This window comes from Halomonas sp., from assembly GCF_033549285.1.
Classification (GTDB): Bacteria; Pseudomonadota; Gammaproteobacteria; order Pseudomonadales; family Halomonadaceae; genus Halomonas.
The window spans coordinates 1-4990 of the sequence record NZ_JAWSUJ010000169.1 but is presented as its reverse complement, the minus strand read 5'-3'; the positions used below and the strand labels follow the sequence as shown (position 1 = coordinate 4990).

The 4990-nt window shown below is 62.8% G+C and carries 5 protein-coding genes; 3 read left to right on the top strand and 2 right to left on the bottom strand.

What is annotated here, in order from left to right; translation table 11 throughout:
- Both SCI24_RS20885 and SCI24_RS20880 read right to left on the bottom strand, forming a co-directional pair.
- Positions 1–467: toprim domain-containing protein (locus tag SCI24_RS20885; RefSeq protein WP_318727203.1), on the bottom strand; the 467-nt coding region annotated here is incomplete at its 3' end.
- Positions 468–719: 252 nt separating this feature from the next.
- Positions 720–1625, bottom strand: coding sequence for a LysR substrate-binding domain-containing protein (locus SCI24_RS20880; RefSeq protein ID WP_318727202.1), 906 nt, complete (start codon positions 1623–1625; stop codon positions 720–722).
- A 130-nt stretch (positions 1626–1755) separates the two neighbouring features.
- Here SCI24_RS20880 and SCI24_RS20875 point away from each other — a divergent pair, with 130 nt between their 5' ends.
- From SCI24_RS20875 to SCI24_RS20865, 3 genes are read left to right on the top strand one after another with little or no spacing between them, the layout of a single operon-like run.
- Positions 1756–2985, top strand: a complete 1230-nt coding sequence (locus SCI24_RS20875; protein ID WP_311429899.1) for a M20 aminoacylase family protein — start codon at positions 1756–1758, stop codon at positions 2983–2985.
- Between the two features lie 53 nt (positions 2986–3038).
- Positions 3039–4451 carry a YfcC family protein gene (locus SCI24_RS20870; protein ID WP_318727201.1) on the top strand — a complete coding sequence of 471 codons (1413 nt, stop codon included), beginning with the start codon at positions 3039–3041 and terminating at the stop codon, positions 4449–4451.
- Between the two features lie 4 nt (positions 4452–4455).
- The gene (locus tag SCI24_RS20865) at positions 4456–4917 is read left to right on the top strand and encodes a glutaminase (protein WP_318727200.1); all 462 of its coding nucleotides are present in this window, start codon (positions 4456–4458) and stop codon (positions 4915–4917) included.
- The last annotated feature ends 73 nt before the right edge of the window (positions 4918–4990 follow it).

The following is a 4990-nucleotide window of genomic DNA, read 5'->3' as shown; positions in this document are numbered from 1 at the left end:
CCAGCCAGATATAGCGGGTAAGTCGCCTCGCCGGGCCTGATGCCGGCCAGGGCCTTGCGGATCGAGGCATCATCCAGGGCCGAGAGCCACAAGCGGGTGACCTTCCCCCGATAGCCGCAGTGATCCAAGATTTCGCGGGCGATGGTTTCCCCTTCCCGGTCGGCATCGGTGGCCACTACCACCTCGGTCGCCTGGCCCAGCAGCTTCTTCACCACCCCGAACTGCTTGCGGCCGCTCTTCTTGATCTCCATCTTCCAAGTCGAAGGCAGAATCGGCAGCGCCTCCAGCGACCAGCGCTTGAGCGCCTGGTCGTACTGCTCCGGCGGGGCCTGCTCGAGCAGATGCCCGAACCCCCAGGTCACGACACACCCCTCGCCCTTCAGAAAGCCCTCGCTGCGCTGGCCGACACCGATCACGCGGGCAATATCTCGGGCCTGCGAAGGCTTCTCGCATAGGAATAGACGCACCGGCTCAACTCCCTCATGAATTTGAAGGCAGCATGGCAAGGCGATGGGTGCAAACGAAGAGAGAAAGGGAACGTCGGCAACGAGGCTTTGCGATAACGGAACGCCCTGCGGAAACGCTGCTCGAGAGCCGCGCTCATGGCACCACCCTAGTGCCCGGCATTGGGTTGAACGTACCGGCGTTCTCGGAGACCCGTTGGTTTGCGTCAGGCTACCAGCCCGTGGGGCGGGGATTAGCCCGCTGAGCCAACTCTCTCATTGACTCGATGGCCGGCGCGATAGATTCAGCGAGGAGATATGGCGTCTGAACAGGGTCGCGAGCCGCTCGGCACCGGGGTGGAGGGGCACGCCGCGCAGCTTGAGCAGGCCGATAGTATAGGCCGGAAAGGTGGCCAGGGTGTCGAAGCAGGCCAACCCACGGCCGGAAAGCGGATCGTCGACAAAGAACCGCGGGCCGAAGCCGATCAGATCAGTGCGTCGCATCAGCTCGACCATCATGATTGGAGAATCGCACTTTACCACTCGCTGCGAGATCGAGATGTCTTGAGCCTCGAGCCAGTCGATCAGCCGCTGTGCCGAGCTGCCGACCGCCAGGTTCAGCACCCAGCGCGCCTCAGCCATCTGCGACCAGTCGGTGGCACCCAGCAATGCGTGACCTTCACGCGCCATGGGTTCCGAGAGCAGCTCGGTCAGCGGTTCGAAGGTGATCTCGTGGGGTAGCTGATCCGCCTCGGCCACGGCGATGGCGAAGTCGATGCGTCCCTCCATTAGGCCCGGTAGCACCGTGCTCATCATGCCTTCCTCCAGGCTGAGGCTAGCATCAGGCTGCTCGCGCTCGAACTCCCGAAGGACGGCGGGCAGAGACGTGGTCGCGATTGCGGTGGTCACCGCCACCGTGACCTGCAAGCCCGAGCCGCCTCGCAGCCAACGTATTTCGTCCCTGGCCTTGTCCAGGGTGGAGAACGCCAGGCGCGCCCGTTTCAGTAGCACCTTGCCCGACGGTGTGAACTCGACGCCGCGGTAGCTGCGTATCAGCAGCTCCGATCCAAGGTCGGCCTCCAGTTCGCGCAGCGCGCGGGTCAGGGCGCTCTGACTCAGGTGCAGCGCCCTGGCGGCTCCTCGAATCGACCCTTCTTCGGCCACCTTCAGCAGGGCCCTCAAATGGTGATTTTTCATCTCAAGTGAACACCTATGCGTGTCATCAAGTAGATTTTATCGTCTTTTCGATATCAGTCACCACTGACAACATCGGTTTTATTGACGCAAATTCCAATGCTAAGAGGCGAAGCCGATGACAGCCCATTCGACGATCACGCCAGATATCGACCAGATGCAGGCCTGCCGCCGCCATATCCATCAGCACCCTGAGCTCGGTTTCGAGGAGTTTGCCACCAGCCAGCTAGTGGCAGAGCGGCTGGAGGAGTGGGGCTATGAGGTTCACACCGGCATCGCCACTACCGGCGTGGTCGGCGTGCTGCGCTGGGGCGACAATTCGGGCCCGCGACTCGGCCTGCGCGCCGATATGGATGCCCTGCCCATCCAGGAGGAGACCGGCTTGCCCTGGGCCAGCCAGGTTCCCGGCAAGATGCACGCCTGCGGCCATGACGGCCACACCGCCATACTACTGGGTGCTGCCGAGGCCTTGGCCCGCCAGCATCGCGAGCAGGGGCTGCCCGGCAGCGGCACCCTGAACCTGATCTTCCAGCCCGCTGAGGAGCTGGGTGGCGGTGGCGGGGCACTGTGCATGATCGAAGACGGCCTCTTCGAGCGCTTCCCCTGCGATTCCCTCTTTGCGCTGCACAATTTCCCCGGCAAGCCCGTGGGCCACCTGTGTTTCAGGGAGGGTGCCTTCATGGCTTCCTCGGACACGGTCACGCTGACCTTCATTGGCAAGGGCGGCCACGGGGCCCTGCCGCAGCTGGCCGCCGACCCCACTCTGCCAGCGGCTGCCACCGTGCTGGCACTGCAGAGCATCGTCGGGCGCAACGTCGATCCCAACCTCGTCTCGGTGATCAGCGTAGGCCGGATGCAGGCCGGCTCCAGCGCCAACGTCATTCCCAACAGCGCCGAGCTAGAGCTCAGCGTGCGTACCCTGGACCCCGAGGTGCGCGATACCCTCGAGCGCCGCATTCGCACCCTGGCCGAGTCCCAGGCAGAGTCCTTCGACTGCCGCTGCGAGATCGACTACGTGCGCGGTTATCCGGTGTTGATTAACGCCCCGGCCGAGACCCAGCTTGCCATCGACACCGCCCGAGAGATGTTCGGCGACGAGCGAGTCGAAGCACCCACCGCGCCCCTTACCGGCAGCGAGGACTGCGCCTACTTTCTCGAGCAGGTGCCTGGCTGCTACTTCATCGTCGGCAACGGCGATAACGGCCACGACGAAGGGTTGCCCCTGGGACCATGCAGCGTGCACAACCCGCACTACGACTTCAACGATGACTGCATGGGACCCGCCGCCACCTTCCTGATGGGCCTGGTGTCCCGCTACTTCTCGCAGGGAACTTCCCGCTCCGAGTGATCCACAACCCACGACAACTCCAACGAGGTCGCACAGCGACCCAAAGGGTGACCATGAGCCAACAACAGTCCGATGACCGCAAGCCTGCCGCTTCCCGGAAACGTCAGTGGTTCCGTGAGTTTCCAGACCCAATGGTCCTGATCTTCATGGTGCTGGTGGTCGTCTATGCGATGACCTTCTTCGTGCCCGCCGGCGAATTCGCGCGGGAATTGGTGAATGGCCGGAGCCGGGTAATTCCAGGCTCCTTCGAGTACCTGTCCGATACTGCCAATTTGCACTTCTTCCGTGTCTTCGTGGCTATTCCCGAGGGGATGATCAACGCCGCCCAGTTCCTTTTCATCGTTTTCATCGCCGGCGGACTCTTCCACATCCTCAAGGGCACGGGGGCGCTGGAAAACGCCATAGGCATTGCTGCCTACAGGATGGGCGCGGGCAACAGCATCAAGAGCCGCAACCTGATTATCACCGCGGGCACCTTCATCTATGGCTTCTTTGGCATGGCCGTGGGTGCCGAGAACAACATTGCCCTGGTGCCAGTCGGTGTGCTGATCGCCGCGGCCATCGGCTGCTCGCGCCTGGTGGGCGTGACCATGGCCGTGGGCGGTATCGCCATCGGCTTTGCGCTTTCTCCCATCAACCCCTACACCGTGGGGGTGGCACAGAGCATTGGCGAACTGCCGCTGTTTTCCGGCTGGTGGCTGCGCAGCCTGATGATGCTGACCTGCCTGGCGACGCTTGCCGCCTATATCTGCCTGCGCGTGGTCAACATCGAGTTCAAGGACGACCAACCGGTGGAGATGAGTCGGAAGCTCAAGGACTACGCCCTGTCGCGCAACAACCTTGCCGTCCTCGGCATCTTCCTGGCCGGCCTGGTGATCATGCTCTTCGGCGTCTTCACCCGCGGCTGGTACATCAAGGAGATCGCCGGCAACTTCCTGCTCATGGCCATCCTGATCGGGCTGGCCAGCGGTCTCAGCGCCAATCAATTGGTACAGCGGATGATGGAGGGCGCCTCCTCCGTGACCGCCGGGGCGCTGGTGATTGGCCTTGCCGCTTCGATCCAGGTCATCCTCAGCGATGCCCACATCATCGACACTATTGTTCACTCGCTGAGCGCCATCGTGGGGGACATGCCGGTGGCACTGGCCGCGGTGGTGGCCAGCGTCATCCAGGGTGTGATCAACCTGTTCATCCCCAGTGGCTCGGCCCAGGCGCTAGTGACCATGCCGATCCTAATCCCGCTGGCCGACCTCGTTGACATGAGCCGGCAGCTGATGATTACTGCCTTCCAGGTGGGCGACGGGCTGACCAACCTGTTCACTCCTACTGCCGGTGGCATCCTGGCCATGCTGGCCCTGGGCCGTGTTTCCTATGCCCAGTGGCTGCCCGTGATCCTGCCGATCATGGTGCCACTCTACGCCATGTGCTGGATTGCCCTGATCGTGGCTCACTACATCGGTTACTGAGGCCATGCAATTTCTTGCCGACGCCGACCTCTCGCTTTCCCAGGCCCTTCGGGATATTCACCGGCGGGCCGTGGAGCAGCCTATCGAGGGCCGGGTAGCCGACTACATCCCAGCCCTGGCCACGGTCGACCCTATACGCTGCGGCATCGCCTTCGCCACCCTGGATGGGGAGGTCCATACCGCCGGCGATGCCGAGCTTCCCTTCTCGATCCAGAGCATCTCCAAGGTGTTCGGTCTGGTGCTGGCGATGCAGCGGATGGGCGACGGTCTGTGGCGCCGGGTCGGCATGGAGCCATCCGGTCAGCCGTTCAACTCCATCGTCCAACTGGAGTGGGAGCACGGTATTCCCCGTAATCCCTTCATCAATGCCGGCGCCATTCTGGTGGCCGATACCCTGGTCTCGCATTTTTCGTCCTCTCGCCAGGCCTTTCTTAGCTTCGTGAGACGCCTGGCAGGCAGCGAGTAAGTGCCTAATCTAAAGTTTTCGTGCATAATGTGTGTAGGATACCTGACACGGACGGAACCATGGCAAGGCGCTT